Source organism: Paenibacillus sp. Marseille-Q7038, assembly GCF_965111595.1.
The window spans coordinates 948,799-963,736 of the sequence record NZ_CBCOOM010000002.1 but is presented as its reverse complement, the minus strand read 5'-3'; the positions used below and the strand labels follow the sequence as shown (position 1 = coordinate 963,736).

General features: G+C 43.0%; 10 protein-coding genes and 1 other annotated feature (1 of these 11 cut by a window edge). All 10 genes read right to left on the bottom strand.

Going from position 1 to position 14,938, the window contains the following annotated elements:
* Positions 1-323: 323 nt before the first annotated feature.
* Entirely contained in the window at positions 324-1,514 is a 1,191-nt protein-coding gene (tuf, locus tag ACWPWY_RS21540) for an elongation factor Tu (protein ID WP_454193616.1), read from the bottom strand.
* Positions 1,515-1,624: 110 nt separating this feature from the next.
* A complete protein-coding gene (gene fusA, locus ACWPWY_RS21535) occupies positions 1,625-3,703 on the bottom strand; it encodes an elongation factor G (protein ID WP_454193615.1) in 2,079 nt (692 codons plus the stop codon).
* Between the two features lie 47 nt (positions 3,704-3,750).
* A complete protein-coding gene (gene rpsG, locus ACWPWY_RS21530; protein ID WP_191804514.1) occupies positions 3,751-4,221 on the bottom strand; it encodes a 30S ribosomal protein S7 in 471 nt (156 codons plus the stop codon).
* Between the two features lie 114 nt (positions 4,222-4,335).
* Complete coding sequence (gene rpsL / locus ACWPWY_RS21525; protein ID WP_160036603.1) at positions 4,336-4,758, bottom strand: 30S ribosomal protein S12; 423 nt, start codon at positions 4,756-4,758, stop codon at positions 4,336-4,338.
* Between the two features lie 146 nt (positions 4,759-4,904).
* Positions 4,905-5,156: a ribosomal L7Ae/L30e/S12e/Gadd45 family protein gene (locus ACWPWY_RS21520; protein WP_213535597.1), complete on the bottom strand. Its 252-nt coding sequence runs from the start codon at positions 5,154-5,156 to the stop codon at positions 4,905-4,907.
* A gap of 210 nt (positions 5,157-5,366) precedes the next feature.
* Complete coding sequence (gene rpoC / locus ACWPWY_RS21515; RefSeq protein ID WP_454193614.1) at positions 5,367-8,981, bottom strand: DNA-directed RNA polymerase subunit beta'; 3,615 nt, start codon at positions 8,979-8,981, stop codon at positions 5,367-5,369.
* Between the two features lie 132 nt (positions 8,982-9,113).
* The gene (gene rpoB / locus ACWPWY_RS21510) at positions 9,114-12,665 is read right to left on the bottom strand and encodes a DNA-directed RNA polymerase subunit beta (RefSeq protein ID WP_454193613.1); all 3,552 of its coding nucleotides are present in this window, start codon (positions 12,663-12,665) and stop codon (positions 9,114-9,116) included.
* Between the two features lie 410 nt (positions 12,666-13,075).
* On the bottom strand, positions 13,076-13,675 hold the full coding sequence (locus ACWPWY_RS21505) for a class I SAM-dependent methyltransferase (RefSeq protein ID WP_454193612.1): 600 nt from the start codon (positions 13,673-13,675) through the stop codon (positions 13,076-13,078).
* Positions 13,676-13,832: 157 nt separating this feature from the next.
* Entirely contained in the window at positions 13,833-14,195 is a 363-nt protein-coding gene (gene rplL, locus ACWPWY_RS21500; RefSeq protein ID WP_454193611.1) for a 50S ribosomal protein L7/L12, read from the bottom strand.
* A gap of 55 nt (positions 14,196-14,250) precedes the next feature.
* A complete protein-coding gene (gene rplJ / locus ACWPWY_RS21495) occupies positions 14,251-14,754 on the bottom strand; it encodes a 50S ribosomal protein L10 (RefSeq protein WP_454193610.1) in 504 nt (167 codons plus the stop codon).
* Positions 14,755-14,914: 160 nt separating this feature from the next.
* Positions 14,915-14,938: a sequence feature (ribosomal protein L10 leader region), on the bottom strand; it runs 127 nt beyond the window's last position.

Genomic DNA, 14,938 nt, shown 5'->3' with positions numbered 1-14,938 from the left:
TATCGAAAACATAGGCATAATGCAAGCATTTATATAAAAGATTCTAAAACCAATCAATCTTCTATTATTCTATCTTTTGTCTGACTCAAAATACGTTAGTATTCATGCAGCCTACTATGAAAAATAGAGATACCTTGTTTCCTATGATCTGTTGTCCCCGAATCACAACTTTTCCTATTATATATTATATTATAAAAAAAGCAAAAGAAAAAAATGAAAAAAGGACCCTGCCATCTCTGGCAAGATCCTTTTTTACTGTCCAATACAATGTTACTCGTTCCAATACAATGTTACTCTATTTTTAATTTGACTATTGAGTCAAATTATTTTTGGATGGATGCTACTGCACCAGCACCAACAGTACGTCCGCCTTCACGGATCGCGAAGCGAGTACCCTCTTCAATAGCGATTGGAGAGATCAATGATACTGTAACTTCGATGTTGTCGCCAGGCATAACCATTTCAGTACCTTCTGGAAGGTTAATGATACCAGTTACGTCAGTTGTACGGAAGTAGAACTGTGGACGGTAACCAGTGAAGAAAGGTTTATGACGTCCGCCTTCTTCTTTAGTCAAAACGTATACTTGAGCAGTAAACTCAGTATGAGGATTAACGGAACCTGGTTTGGAAAGAACTTGTCCACGCTCGATTTGAGAACGGTCTACACCACGAAGCAATGCTCCAATGTTGTCACCAGCTTGAGCGGAATCCAGAAGTTTACGGAACATTTCAACGCCCGTTACAACGGATTTTTTAGTTTCTTCGTGAATACCTACGATTTCGATTTCTTCGCCGACTTTGATAGTACCACGCTCTACACGACCTGTAGCAACAGTACCACGACCAGTGATAGAGAATACATCCTCAACAGGCATCAAGAAAGGTTTGTCAGTGTCGCGCTCTGGATTCGGGATGTAAGTATCGATTTCTTTAAACATCTCAACGATTTTTTGAGCCCACTCACCATCTGGGTTTTGAAGTGCTTCACGAGCAGATCCACGAGTGATTGGAGTATCATCACCTGGGAAGTCGTATTCGCTAAGAAGGTCGCGAACTTCCATTTCAACGAGTTCAAGAAGCTCTTCGTCTTCTACCATGTCGCATTTGTTCAAGAATACAACGATGTAAGGTACGCCTACTTGGCGGGACAGAAGGATGTGTTCACGAGTTTGCGGCATAGGGCCGTCAGCTGCGGATACAACCAGGATAGCTCCGTCCATTTGTGCAGCACCAGTGATCATGTTTTTAACATAGTCAGCGTGACCTGGGCAGTCAACGTGTGCATAGTGACGAGCATCAGTTTCATATTCAACGTGTGAAGTAGAGATTGTGATACCGCGTTCGCGCTCTTCTGGAGCTTTATCGATTTGATCGAAAGCGATCGCTGCGCCACCGTAAGTTTTACCCAATACAGTAGTAATTGCAGCAGTCAAAGTAGTTTTACCATGGTCAACGTGACCGATAGTACCAATGTTAACGTGTGGTTTATTACGTTCGAACTTAGCCTTTGCCATTTGAACGTGGCCTCCTTAAAATGGATAAATTTATATGTTGGCACTGTGTGGATAAGCACCCTCAGATTAATATTAACCTTTCGGTGCTTTCACACATCAGTTAGTAAAAATTATTCTCCCTTAGTTTTAGCAACAATTTCTTCGGAAATTGTTCTTGGAACTTCTTCATAATGAGAGAGTTCCATAGAGAACACACCGCGACCTTGTGTACCAGAACGGAGAGTTGTGGAGTAACCGAACATTTCAGAGAGAGGTACCTTAGCACGAATGATTTGCGTACCACCGCGAGAATCCATACCTTCGATTCTACCACGACGGGAATTCAGCATACCCATTACATCGCCCATGTATTCCTCTGGAACGGTAACTTCAACTTTCATGATTGGCTCAAGCAGGACAGCTTTACACTTGTCTTTAGCTGCTTTAAGTGCCATGGATCCGGCAATTTTAAATGCCATTTCATTGGAATCGACATCATGGTATGAACCATCTACGATTGTAGCTTTAACGTCTACAAGCGGGAATCCTGCAAGGACACCGTTTTTCATAGATTCTTCAATACCTTGTTGTGCAGGTCCAATGTACTCACGAGGTACGGATCCACCGACTACTTTACTTTCAAATTGGTTACCGCTACCCGCTTCGAGCGGTTCGAATTCAACCCATACGTGTCCATATTGACCGCGGCCACCGGACTGACGTACGAATTTACCTTCAACACGCGCTGGTTGACGGAATGTTTCACGGTAAGCAACTTGAGGTTGACCAATGTTAGTATCCACTTTGAACTCACGACGCATACGGTCAATGATAATATCAAGGTGAAGTTCACCCATACCAGCCAAAATAGTTTGTCCTGTTTCTTCATCAGTATGAGCACGAAGAGTTGGATCCTCTTCAGTCAATTTACCAAGAGCAACAGACATTTTATCTTGGTCAGCTTTAGTTTTTGGTTCAACCGCGATTTGAATAACCGGATCTGGGAAGTTCATTGACTCCAAGATGATCGGATTTTTCTCATCACATAGTGTATCACCTGTACCGGTATCTTTCAAACCTACGGCAGACGCAATATCACCAGAGAATACTTCAGTGATTTCTTGACGTGTGTTCGCATGCATTTGTAGAATACGTCCGATACGTTCGCGTTTTCCTTTTGTTGCATTCAATACGTATGAACCGGATTGAAGTACACCAGAGTATACGCGGAAGAATGTAAGTTTACCAACATAAGGGTCCGTCATAATCTTAAACGCAAGAGCCGAGAACGACTCTTCGTCAGAAGAGTTACGAACTGCTTCTGTTCCATCTTCCAAATGACCTGTGATAGCAGGAACATCAATAGGAGATGGGAGGTAATCAAGAACAGCATCCAACATAAGTTGAACACCTTTGTTACGGTAAGAGGATCCACAGATAACTGGGAAGATTTTAACTTCTACTACACCTTTACGAAGAGCTGCTTTAATCTCTGGAACAGAGATTTCTTCACCTTCGAGGTATTTCATAGTCAAATCTTCATCAAGTTCTGCTACTTTCTCGATCAGTTCCATACGAAGTTCTTCAACTTGGTCAGCAAATTCTGCTGGCACGTCAGTTTCTTCTACTTCTCTACCGAGATCGTCTTTGAACATATATGCTCTTTGCTCGATGATGTCGATAATACCAACAAAATCATTTTCAGCTCCGATAGGAAGTTGAATTGCAACAGCATTAGCTTGAAGACGCTCGCGCATATCTTTAACTACGTTAAGATAGTCTGCGCCAATGATATCCATTTTGTTTACATATGCGATACGTGGAACGCCGTAGCGATCAGCCTGTCTCCATACAGTTTCAGACTGAGGCTCTACGCCTTCTTTCGCACTGAAAACACCTACAGCTCCGTCCAATACACGAAGGGAACGTTCAACTTCTACTGTGAAGTCAACGTGTCCCGGGGTATCAATAATATTAACGCGGTGACCCTTCCATTGAGCAGTCGTCGCAGCGGATGTAATCGTGATACCGCGCTCCTGTTCTTGCTCCATCCAGTCCATTGTCGCAGCACCCTCGTGAACTTCACCGATTTTGTGCGTACGGCCTGTATAGAATAAGATCCGCTCAGTGGTAGTAGTCTTACCAGCGTCAATATGCGCCATGATCCCGATATTACGTGTATTTTGCAAGGAGAACTCTCTAGTAGCCATGACTTGGGTCTCCCTTCAAAATGAAGTATATTTTTAAGACTGAAATCCTACCAACGGTAGTGAGCAAATGCTTTATTTGCTTCAGCCATTTTGTGTGTGTCTTCACGTTTTTTAACGGAAGCACCAGTGTTGTTGGAAGCGTCGATGATCTCAGCTGCCAAACGTTCTTCCATTGTTTTCTCACCGCGGCTGCGGGAGTAGTTTACAAGCCAACGTAAACCAAGGGCAGTACGTCTTTCAGGTTTAACCTCGATAGGTACTTGATAGTTAGCACCACCAACACGGCGAGCTTTAACTTCCAGAACAGGCATAATATTTTTGATAGCTGCTTCAAAGACTTCCATAGGATCTTTACCAGTACGTTCTTGAATCAAGTTGAACGCATTGTACAAGATGCTTTGAGCAACACCACGTTTTCCATCAAGCATGATGCGGTTGATCAGGCGAGTAACAAGTTTGCTATTGTAAACCGGATCAGGCAACACGTCTCTTTTGGTAACAGGACCTTTGCGTGGCATAGAAATCCCCCTTTCTTATATGTTTATACTTTTGTTGTTGTTGTTGTTGTTGTTGTTCTGCGACCGAAGCGCTATGCTATCGGTTTACTGACACAATAAGATTAGTTGATAATCTTATGCTTTTTTAGCTTTAGGGCGTTTCGCACCGTATTTAGAACGGGCTTGCATCCGGTTAGCTACACCTGCTGTATCCAAAGCACCACGAACGATATGGTAACGAACCCCTGCAAGGTCCTTTACTTTACCTCCGCGAAGCAATACAACACTGTGCTCTTGTAAGTTATGTCCGATACCCGGGATATAAGCTGTTACCTCGAGACGGTTCGTCAAACGAACACGAGCATATTTACGGAGCGCTGAGTTTGGTTTACGTGGAGTCATAGTACCTACACGAGTACAAACACCACGTTTTTGTGGAGCACTAATGTTAGTGGATTCACGTTTTAGGGCATTGTAGCCTTTTTGCAACGCTGGTGATTTAGACTTGTAAACTTTAGCTTGGCGTCCTTTACGAACTAGCTGATTAATTGTTGGCATGTTGCCACCCCCTTCCCAGATTCGTCATTCTATTTATAAACCTCACTTTTTAAGTCCACAGACCCAGGCGGTTCATAAAAGAACAAATGAAAAGTTTTTGCCGTATTAGGAAGCTTGAGCATCCAGACAAAAACATCTTCTAAAACCTATTGTTTCACAACGGCTACCATCGCCGCTCCTACTTCGATTCCGCATGCTTTACCGAGTCGTTCCATCGTGTCAACTAATGTTAGTTTCACTTGGTGTTTCTCACATAAAGCCTGGATTTTTGAAGTAATCCGCATATCAGCATCTTGCGCCACATAAACCTCAGCAGCAATTCCTGACTCAACCATCTTCATGGTCTGCTTGGTACCGATCTTGACATGAGCATCCTGCAAAAAGTTGTCGTTCGACATTTATCAATACCTCCGAAAAGACATGATAACATGTGACTACTCACGCACCTTTGCTATATTAGCATCTAGAGACATTCGTTGTCAAGAGATTCATATAAATTCTAAGCATTGGAATTGTTATATTCAGAGGAGATGAATATCTCCTCTTGAATATACAATTGGTACGGTCAAGCCGAATTTGGTGTCCTTTCAGACTCCAAAGTAGTGTTACTAGTCTACTGATACCGTTTCAAGCGCTTCTAGGTTAGATTCGCCATCTTCCGGCTGTGCCAATTTCACACTGCGGTAACGATTCATACCAGTACCGGCAGGGATCAATTTACCAAGAATTACATTTTCTTTCAAGCCAAGAAGTTGGTCGACTTTACCTTTAATGGCAGCATCAGTTAAGACGCGTGTCGTTTCTTGGAAGGAAGCTGCAGACAAGAAGGAATCTGTTTCAAGGGATGCCTTGGTAATACCAAGAAGTACTGGTTTCGCCACAGCAGGTTCCTTGTCACTAAGAATCGCATCTTTATTCGCTGCTTCGTATTCATGTGTATCTACGAAAGATCCTGGAAGCAACGTTGTATCTCCTGCATCCACAATACGGATCTTACGAAGCATTTGACGAATCATAACTTCAACGTGTTTGTCGTTAATTTCTACACCTTGGTTACGATATACGCGTTGTACTTCTTGCAAGATATAGTTTTGAACTCCACGAACACCTTTGATTCGAAGCATTTCTTTCGGGTCAATAGAACCGTCTGTAAGCTCGTCGCCCGCTTCAATTTCCATGCCTTCGCTTACGCGCAGACGGGATCCATAGGTAACAGCATAAACTTTCGTTTCTGCTTCCCCTTGGATTTCAATTTCACGGCGGTCTTTTGCTTCACGGATTTCTTTAACAACACCATCAATTTCACTGATTGTTGCTTGACCTTTAGGATTACGTGCCTCAAAGAGCTCTTGGATACGCGGAAGACCTTGTGTAATATCATCTCCAGCAACACCACCGGTATGGAACGTACGCATTGTAAGCTGTGTTCCTGGTTCACCGATGGATTGAGCTGCGATAATACCAACTGCTTCACCAATCTCCACATGTTTACCTGTTGCCAGGTTACGTCCGTAACACTTCTTGCAGACCCCATGACGCGCACGGCAACTAAGCACAGAACGAATCTGCAGCTTTTGAACACCAGCAGCTACAATAGCTTCTGCTTTATCCGAATCGATCAACTCATTGCGGTTAGCAATAACTTCTCCCGTTTCTGGGTGACGTACCGTTTGGAAACAGTAACGGCCTTCGATACGATCGTATAGATCCTCGATAACCTCTTTACCATCCTGAATACGGCTAACCGTAAATCCTTTGTCCGTTCCACAGTCATCTTCTCGAACAATAACATCCTGTGCTACGTCTACCAGACGACGAGTCAGGTAACCGGAGTCAGCAGTACGAAGCGCTGTATCGGCAAGACCTTTACGCGCACCGTGAGTGGACAAGAAGTACTCGAGTACTGTCAGACCTTCACGGAAGTTCGATTTAATTGGGAGTTCGATGATACGTCCAGATGGGTTGGCCATCAGTCCACGCATACCGCCCAGCTGAGTGATCTGTGATTTGTTACCACGGGCTTTAGAGTCCACCATAAGCATAATGGAGTTAAAGCGATCCATGGATTTCATAAGGATATCAGTAATTTCATCTTTTGCTTTGGACCAAATATCAATTACGCGGTCATAACGTTCTTCGTTCGTGATAAGTCCGCGACGATACTGATTCGTAACGACAGCAACCTTTTCATCAGATACACGAAGAATCTCATACTTCGCCTCAGGAATGATAACGTCGGATACACCAACAGTAACCCCTGCACGAGTGGAGTATGTGAAACCGAGTTGCTTGATTTTATCCAAAATAACAGATGTTCTTGTTGTATGGTAAACCTCAAAACAACGTGCAATGATGTGACCAAGATACTCTTTACCAACACCATTGGTTTGAGGTGCATTCATGATTGCTTCCTGCAAGTTAGCACCTTTCTCATATACAAAGGAAAACTCAGGTGTACCTTGGATAAGGTTCGCACGAGTTGCATCATTAATATAAGGGAAACTGCTAGGGAAGATCTCGTTAAAGATAATCTTACCAATCGTTGTAATCATCATTGCTTCTTGTTGTTTTTCTGTAAAGTTTGTTTTATTCAAAGCTTTAACAGGAATAGCAACACGAGCATGCAGACCAGCAGATCCACGTTGGTAAGCAGATACTGCTTCGTTAACCGTACGCAGAATCATACCTGTACCTTTTTCCTCTTTATTATCCATCGTCAGATAGAAAGAGCCAAGGACCATATCTTGAGATGGAGTTACAACCGGCTTTCCATCTTTAGGGTTCAAGATGTTACCTGCTGCAAGCATCAAAAGACGTGCTTCAGCTTGCGCTTCTGCAGACAAAGGTACGTGAACGGCCATTTGGTCACCGTCAAAGTCGGCATTATAAGCCGTACATACGAGCGGATGCAAACGAATCGCTTTACCTTCTACAAGAATTGGTTCGAACGCTTGGATACCAAGTCTGTGAAGAGTTGGTGCACGGTTAAGTAATACTGGATGTTCTCTAATTACTTCTTCAAGAACGTCCCAAACTTCCGGACTTACACGTTCAACTTTACGTTTTGCACTCTTGATATTATGAGCAAGTCCTTTGTTAACAAGTTCTTTCATAACAAAAGGTTTGAACAATTCAAGCGCCATATCTTTTGGAAGACCACATTGATACATTTTCAGGGAAGGACCTACAACGATAACGGAACGACCAGAATAGTCAACCCGTTTACCGAGCAAGTTCTGACGGAAACGACCTTGTTTACCTTTCAGCATGTGGCTGAGAGATTTCAAAGGACGGTTACCAGGACCTGTTACCGGACGACCACGACGGCCATTATCGATAAGAGCATCTACTGCTTCTTGAAGCATCCGTTTTTCGTTTTGAACGATAATATCAGGAGCACCAAGATCCAAAAGACGTTTCAAACGGTTATTACGGTTAATAACACGACGGTACAGATCGTTCAGGTCTGACGTTGCAAAACGCCCACCATCCAGCTGAACCATTGGACGAAGCTCTGGAGGAATGACAGGAAGTACATCCATGATCATCCAATCCGGCTTATTGCCAGAATTACGGAAAGCTTCAATTACTTCAAGACGTTTAATCGCACGATTACGACGTTGTCCTTGAGCAGTACGAAGCTCTTCCTTCAAGAATTCAAGTTCTTTATCAATATCAAGATCTTGAAGTAGTTTTTTTACTGCTTCTGCACCCATGCCTGCATGGAATCCGTACCCGTATTTTTCACGGTAGCTACGATATTCTTTTTCGGACAAAAGCTGTTTTCTTTCCAGGGGAGTCTCACCTGGATCAGTAACAACATAAGATGCAAAATAGATGATCTCTTCCAAAGATCTCGGAGACATATCTAGAGCCAGACCCATACGGCTCGGAATGCCTTTGAAATACCAGATGTGAGAAACCGGAGCTGCCAGTTCAATATGCCCCATGCGTTCGCGACGCACTTTAGCGCGAGTTACTTCAACACCACAGCGATCACAAACTACGCCTTTATAACGCACACGTTTGTATTTACCGCAGTGACATTCCCAGTCCTTTGTAGGACCGAAGATTTTCTCGCAGAACAGACCTTCTTTTTCCGGTTTCAACGTACGATAGTTAATCGTCTCCGGCTTTTTCACTTCTCCGCGGGACCAAGAGCGAATTTTTTCCGGCGATGCAAGCCCGATTTTCATATATTCGAAATTGTTTACGTCCAACAAGGAGCAACCCTCCTTAACCAAGTCCTAAATTCTAGGTTCTTCCCCCTCTAGAGGTCATAAGACCACCAGAGGGGAGTAAGAGCCTGATGAAAATTCCGGTATTGAGACAAATGACAATGACTTACTAATGAATTACTCTGCGCCTACTTCTGAACCTTCAAGATTGAGGCTCAGTTTATCGCTCGCAGCATCATCATCATCATCTGATTCTTTCAAATCAATTTCTTCTTCATCTTTAGTGAGCATCTTAACGTCCATACCAAGGCTCTGAAGCTCTTTAATAAGAACTTTAAAGGATTCTGGAATACCTGGTTCTGGTACATTCTCACCTTTAACGATGGATTCGTAAGTTTTCACACGACCAACCACATCATCTGATTTTACAGTAAGGATTTCTTGAAGCGTGTAGGCAGCACCGTATGCTTCAAGCGCCCATACCTCCATCTCCCCGAAACGTTGTCCACCAAACTGAGCTTTACCACCCAGCGGCTGTTGCGTAACGAGTGAGTAAGGACCTGTAGAACGAGCATGGATTTTATCGTCAACCATGTGGGCAAGTTTGATCATGTGCATGACACCAACAGTAACTTCACGCTCGAAGCGATCACCTGTACGGCCATCATACAGAACAGTCTTACCGTTACGCTGCATTCCGGCTTCTTCCATCGTATCAAATACGTCATATTCTGTAGCACCGTCAAATACTGGTGTAGCAACATGAATACCTAGCTGCATTGCAGCCATACCCAAGTGAACTTCAAGAACCTGACCGATGTTCATACGGGATGGTACACCCAGCGGGTTCAGAACAACTTGAACTGGCGTTCCATCAGGAAGGAAAGGCATATCTTCTTCTGGAAGAATACGCGCCACGACCCCTTTGTTACCGTGACGTCCTGCCATTTTATCACCCTCGGAAATTTTCCGTTTTTGAGCGATATAGACACGAACGAGTTGATTCACACCTGGAGGGAGTTCATCACCATTCTCACGAGTAAACACCTTCACATCGACTACAATCCCGTCAGTACCATGAGGAACTCTCAGAGATGTATCACGAACTTCACGAGCCTTCTCACCGAAGATTGCATGAAGGAGACGTTCTTCCGCCGTAAGTTCTGTTACCCCTTTCGGTGTAACCTTACCTACCAAGATATCGCCTGCAGCGATCTCGGCACCGATACGGATAATACCACGCTCATCTAGATTACGAAGAGCTTCTTCCCCGACATTTGGAATGTCGCGTGTAATTTCTTCTGGCCCGAGTTTCGTATCACGAGCTTCGGACTCATACTCCTCGATATGGATCGATGTATAAACATCTTCTTTAACGAGTTTCTCACTAAGAAGGATCGCATCCTCATAGTTGTAACCTTCCCAAGTCATAAAGGCTACGACAACGTTACGACCAAGTGCTAGTTCACCCAACTCAGTAGATGGACCATCAGCCAAAATGTCGCCAACCTTAACACGATCGCCAATTTTAGCAATTGGACGCTGGTTAATACATGTTCCTTGGTTCGAACGCATAAATTTGTGTAATTTATGTTTAACAAGATCGCCTTTAACTTCTTTACCATCTACCATTTCAATTTTACGAACCCAAATTTCATTGGCAGAAGATCTTTCAATAATCCCGTCATGTTTGGATACAATACATACACCAGAATCTTTCGCAGCCTTATGTTCCATTCCTGTACCCACTAGTGGTGCTTTAGGAATCAGAAGAGGAACGGCCTGCCGCTGCATGTTAGATCCCATGAGCGCACGGTTGGAGTCATCGTTCTCAAGGAACGGAATGAGCGCCGTTGCAACGGAAACTACTTGTTTAGGCGATACGTCCATATAGTCAACACGGTTATTAGGCATGGTTGTAATGTTATCTGACTGTTTGTTGTAACGTACAACAACCATATCCTCAGCAAATGAACCGTCATCATTCAACTTCGCGTTTGCCTGAGCGATAACATAGTTATCTTCCTCGTCAGCTGTAACGTAGCGAACTTGATCAGTAACTCGGCCTGTCTTAGGATCTACCCAACGATAAGGAGCCTCAATAAAACCATACTCATTAACACGAGCAAAGGTAGACAAGGAGTTGATCAAACCGATGTTTGGTCCCTCAGGAGTTTCAATTGGACACATACGGCCATAGTGAGATGGATGAACGTCACGCACTTCAAAGCCAGCACGCTCACGAGTCAAACCACCCGGTCCGAGTGCGGATAAACGACGTTTGTGAGTAAGTTCTCCCAACGGGTTCGTTTGATCCATAAATTGAGACAACTGCGAACTACCGAAGAATTCTTTAATCGATGCAATTACAGGGCGAATATTAATAAGCGCTTGAGGTGTAATTACATTCGCATCTTGGATAGACATTCTCTCACGAACTACACGTTCCATACGGGAAAGACCAATACGGAATTGATTCTGTAAGAGTTCACCTACAGAACGCAAACGACGGTTACCCAGATGATCGATATCATCTGTATCACCAATGCCTTGCAGTAAGTTAAGGAAATAACTGATGGAAGAGATAATATCTGCTGGAGTTATGTTCTTCACAGATTTATCAATATTGCTGTTCGCTATTAACTTCACAACTTTTCCATCTTCAGTTGGTGAGAATACATCAATCGTTTGAACAGGAATATCATTAGCGTCAAGAACACCATTAGCTACATGATAAGTACGTGTTCCAACTCCGTTTTCACTTTCAAGGTAAGGAAGAATCTCATCAAGCAAACGGCGGTCAATAACTTGACCTGCTTCAGCAATGATTTCCCCTGTTGAAGTATCAATCAGAGACTCAGCTAGACGCTGATTGAACAAACGGTTCTTAATATGAAGTTTTTTATTCATTTTGTAACGACCTACATTAGCAAGGTCATAACGTTTTGGATCAAAGAAGCGAGCTACAAGCAAGCTCTTTGCATTATCCAATGTTGGCGGTTCGCCTGGACGAAGACGCTCATAAATTTCAATCAGCGCTTTCTCTGTCGAATCCGTATTGTCTTTATCCAGCGTATTCCGGATATACTCGTCATCGCCGAGTAGTTCCAAAATTTCTGCGTCTGTACCGAATCCAAGAGATCTTAGTAGTACGGTAACAGGGATTTTACGAGTACGATCGATACGAACATAGATAATGTCCTTCGCATCCATCTCGAGTTCGAGCCATGCTCCACGGTTCGGAATCACTGTAGCTGTATAAGATTTCTTTGCATTCTTATCTATTTTAGTGCTGAAATAGACGCTAGGGGAGCGAACCAACTGGCTGACAATAACCCGTTCCGCACCGTTAATGATAAACGTGCCTGTTTCCGTCATCAGCGGGAAATCCCCCATGAATACTTCCTGCTCTTTGACTTCGCCCGTTTCCTTATTAATGAGCCGGACCTTAACCCGAAGTGGTGCGGCATAAGTAACGTCGCGTTCCTTCGCGTCGTCTACCGTATATTTCGGTTCACCGAGACTGTAGTCGATAAATTCCAATACCAAATTACCGGTAAAATCCTGAATTGGCGAGATGTCCTGGAACATTTCTCGCAAACCTTCCTCCAAAAACCATTCGTAAGATTTTTGTTGGATTTCTATCAGGTTCGGAATTTCGAGTATCTCGTTAATTCGTGCATAACTGCGCCGAGTGCGTCGACCATACTGAACAAGATGTCCTGCCAACTTAAACTCACCCCTCAATGTCTACTCACTTTTAAAAATTTCGTTGCGAACCTCTGTTTGTAACCTTATAATGGAACTCATAACAAGATTATCTGATAACAGAGTTTGCGTATCCACAAATAAAGAAAAGCCCTTAATTCGAATTTTTTCGATAAAAGAGCAACTTAATTAGTGGATGTCCTCTTCATCCCAGAAAAACCCACTTACGTATAGTTTGCCCAAAATGTACATATTATACGCCGATCTGCACAGAAATATGCCAAAAAAGGCGAAAAAAAGATTGACATTTTCACAAACTAAAGCTAAGTAGGGCATCTTAATACTGACATTCACTAAGAATACCATAACTGATTTGTCAAGTCAATAGTCCAATTGCATTTTTTTGCAATTATATACTTGCCATCTCTTGGTTATTTCTCCGCTCTTAAGATCCGATATCCTTTATCTTTGGTAACTTCCTCTACATATTTGAACATGGAAGAAAGCTTTTCTCTTGCTGAAGGCGCGCCCTGTTTCTTCTGAATTACAATCCACAGAGATCCTCCCACTGTAAGTTGCTCATATGCCTGTTCAAAAATAGAATGCACGATCTCTTTACCTGCTCGAATCGGTGGATTCGTTAGAATGAGATCAAACGTTTGATTCCTTACCGCTTCAAGACGATCGCTTTGTTTAATCACCGTATTACTACTCACTTGATTTTGAATGGCATTGTGTCTGGCAAGTTCAACAGCTCTTTCATTAATATCAAGCATTGTCACAATCGCATTCGGGACAAGTTTTGCTGCCGTAATACCAATTGGACCATACCCACAACCAACATCAAGAATTGCTTTGGCACCTGTCAAATCCATTGCATTAATCAGGACCCGACTACCATAATCCACACCATTCTTCGAAAAAACTCCAGCATCACTTGTCAGTTTTAGTGAAAAACCTCTCAAATCTACTGCAAGCGTCTGCCGATCATGAGCAGTTTCAGGCTTACTGGAATAGTAGTGATCGGACATGATACAAAACCCCTTCTCCACAAAGTACATTAGTACAATTAAAGATACTTTTTATCTTCAATTATTACCAATCATGCCCCTTCATAACAACAAACCCCTTGATTGCTTCAAGGGGTTTGTATGTTAATTTCCTATTCACTTAATATAGTGAAATGGACTATTTCAATTCAACAGAAGCGCCAACTTCTTCAAGTTTAGCTTTAACTGTTTCAGCTTCTTCTTTGCTTACTTTTTCTTTCAAAGCTTTAGGAGCGTTATCTACTACTTCTTTAGCTTCTTTCAAGCCAAGACCAGTAATTTCGCGAACTGCTTTGATTACGTTGATTTTAGAACCACCAGCAGATGTAAGGATTACATCAAATTCTGTTTGCTCTGCAGCTTCAGCAGCAGCAGCGCCACCCGCTACAGCTACAGGAGCTGCTGCAGTTACGCCAAATTCTTCTTCGATTGCTTTAACAAGATCGTTCAGTTCCAATACAGTCATACCTTTGATTGCTTCCAAGATTTGCTCTTTACTCATGGTTGAACCTCCATTATTTTAATTAGTATTTTATACAACTTGTTTATTCAAAAACTTAAGCGCCTTGCTCTTCTTTTTCGCCAACTGCTTTAACAGCAAGGGCGAAGTTGCGTACAGGTGCTTGAAGCACGCTGAGGAGCATAGAAAGAAGACCATCGCGTGAAGGAAGCTCTGCAAGTGCTTGAACTTCTTCAAGACTAACTACACGACCTTCAACTACCCCACCTTTAATTTTCAAAGCTTCGTTTTTCTTAGCGAAGTCATTCAAAATTTTGGCTGGAGCAACAACATCATCAACACTGAAAGCAATTGCAGTAGGGCCAGTAAGAACTTCATCAAGTTCAGTCAGCTCAGCAGCCGCAGTTGCGCGGCGAAGCAATGTGTTTTTCAGTACTTGGAATTCGATTCCCGCATCACGAAGCTGTTTACGCAGCTCAGTTACTTGGGAAACGTTTAGACCACGGTAGTCAGCAACTACAGTAGTTACGCTTTCGCGTAATTTAGCTGATACTACATCAACCGCTTCTTGTTTTGCTTGGATCACTTTTGCGTTTGCCAAATTGTACACCTCCTGATAGATTTCTTGCAGATCAGCCGAAGGCTGCCCTGCATCCAGCACCTATTCCATTAATGAAAGATTAGGGCTGTAAAAACCGCTTATTCGCGGAAGATTTTCCGTAAGATATATGAATCGGGAAGTAATACAATTCCCGATTCATTTACCCATAAGAAAAGCCTCCGTA

Coding starts and splice junctions, on each gene's coding strand:
- rplL (WP_454193611.1), bottom strand. CDS start 14,195: ATGAGTAAAGAGCAAATCTTGGAAGCAATCAAAGGTATGACTGTATTG.
- tuf (WP_454193616.1), bottom strand. CDS start 1,514: ATGGCAAAGGCTAAGTTCGAACGTAATAAACCACACGTTAACATTGGT.
- rpsG (WP_191804514.1), bottom strand. CDS start 4,221: ATGCCACGCAAAGGTCCTGTTACCAAAAGAGACGTGTTGCCTGATCCG.
- ACWPWY_RS21520 (WP_213535597.1), bottom strand. CDS start 5,156: ATGTCGAACGACAACTTTTTGCAGGATGCTCATGTCAAGATCGGTACC.
- ACWPWY_RS21505 (WP_454193612.1), bottom strand. CDS start 13,675: ATGTCCGATCACTACTATTCCAGTAAGCCTGAAACTGCTCATGATCGG.
- fusA (WP_454193615.1), bottom strand. CDS start 3,703: ATGGCTACTAGAGAGTTCTCCTTGCAAAATACACGTAATATCGGGATC.
- rpsL (WP_160036603.1), bottom strand. CDS start 4,758: ATGCCAACAATTAATCAGCTAGTTCGTAAAGGACGCCAAGCTAAAGTT.